At 47.6% G+C, this 1,950-nt stretch carries 2 protein-coding genes; both read left to right on the top strand.

All coding sequences use genetic code 11. From position 1 onward, the window contains the following. Positions 1 to 703: hypothetical protein (locus tag Q0277_RS03100; protein ID WP_297995491.1), on the top strand; the 703-nt coding region annotated here is incomplete at its 5' end. 389 nt (positions 704 to 1,092) lie between these two features. After that, the coding region (locus Q0277_RS03095) for a GTP-binding protein (RefSeq protein WP_297995488.1) at positions 1,093 to 1,950 on the top strand (858 nt) is incomplete at its 3' end.

Here is a 1,950-nt window from a genome sequence, read left to right as displayed (position 1 = left end):
AGTGCAGCAAGCTACCACTGGGACTCCAATATCTGTTCCTATTTATACGCAGATTTATTGTGGTAGAATTGATAAGTGTTCGAATATGCCTGCGCCTAATGAAAATCTTGCCTATGAAGCCCCGGTTGTTATCGATTCTTCGAATAAGGTTAAAGGCTCGAATATATTTACCGTGCTAGCGGCTGAAGATCATAGCTTGATTGATTTTACGAAGTTTGTAGTAAATACAAAGGCTACTTTAAAAGATATAGGTGCAGAGTTTGTAAGCGCCTATGACAGTCTGGCTAAGGAAGGCGACGTAGAAGTAAATATTGGAAGAGAAAAAAAAGTAAAAAAGGGTAAAGAGAATATAACTATCAGCAGTAATGCGGCCGGTCATGCTACAATACGTATCATTACTAATCCATGGCTTATTCATACTCCAGCCTTAAATGATAAGACTATGTTTACTGCAAATGATGGAGGAGCCTACTCTAAAAAGTATCCAGGCGTACGACAGTATTATAATCCTCTTCGTGTACATATAAAGCAGTCTAAACCTACGGTCTGGGGCGGTGAAGGTCAAGTTAAATCGGGCATAGCGGATGACGTAGGATCGTTCGCTGGTGGTAGCTCGTCAGACAATAGTACTAGCGATACTTCGACTAGAATTCTAGATTCTGGCGATGTTCGCGATATCTACAATCAAAAGACTGATTGGTAGTATCAGCGTTAAGCTCATATTACAAAGGCTAGCTTTCGAGCTAGCCTTTTTTTATGGGCGGAATTTTGGTTTTATTAGTAGCGGATCTTTTAAAATCCTACATTTCAATACAGCCGCAAAAATCAATTAGGAAAAACTACGCTCAATCCTCATCCTAAAATCCTACCGTGACAAAGCGCATTGCCAATAATGCTTAAAAGCATATCACTCAAAGCCGCATTATATCTCTCCTCTACCCCCCCCCCCCCTAAAAAAATTCCATTTCATAAAATTCCAATCCGCCTAGAGCTACCGTATAAATTTCGCCTCATAAATTCTATTCGCCCATTTACCCATTTTTAAATGAAATTTCGGCACAATGCGGCTTAAAATTTCATCAGGAAAGCCACTTGAAAACAAAAAATATCAGAAATTTCAGTATCATCGCGCATATCGACCACGGTAAATCCACGCTCGCCGACCGCCTGATTAGCGAGTGCAACGCCGTCGAGGCGCGCCAGATGAGCAGCCAGATCATGGATACGATGGATATCGAAAAGGAGCGCGGCATCACGATCAAGGCGCAGTCCGTGCGGCTCGAGTACGAGCTTGGCGGCGAGAAATACGTTTTAAATTTGATCGACACTCCGGGGCACGTGGATTTTAGCTACGAGGTATCGCGCTCGCTGGCTAGCTGCGAGGGGGCGATCCTCGTCGTGGATGCGAGCCAGGGCGTGCAGGCGCAGACCATCGCAAACGTCTATATCGCGCTGCAGCACAACCTCGAGATCATCCCCGTGCTCAATAAAATCGATCTGCCCGCCGCCGATCCGCAGCGTGTAAAAGATGAGATCGAGCACGTCATCGGGCTTGATTGCAGCAGCGCGATCGAGGTCAGCGCCAAAACGGGCGCGGGCATCAAGGAGCTTTTAGAGGCGATAATCACTCGCATCCCTGCGCCCAAAACGGACGACGCCGCGCCGCTTAAGGCGCTCATCTACGACAGCTGGTTTGATAACTACCTAGGCGCGCTCGCGCTCGCGAGGCTCTACGACGGCGTGCTGAAAAAGGGCGACGAGGTCTATATCATGGGTAGCGATAACCGCCACGAGGTGCTCGATCTGATGTATCCCAACCCGCTCGCGCCCGCCAAAACCCGCGAGCTTAGCAGCGGCGAAGTGGGCATCGTAGTAATGGGTCTAAAAAACGTCGCCGACGTGCAGGTGGACGTGGAAGCGCTTCATGGAGAGTTCCTTTCAGCAGGAGGC

This window comes from uncultured Campylobacter sp. (assembly GCF_938030815.1).
Classification (GTDB): Bacteria; Campylobacterota; Campylobacteria; order Campylobacterales; family Campylobacteraceae; genus Campylobacter_B.
The sequence above is the reverse complement of the archived record's forward strand: the minus strand, read 5'-3'. Positions and strand labels throughout refer to the sequence as shown.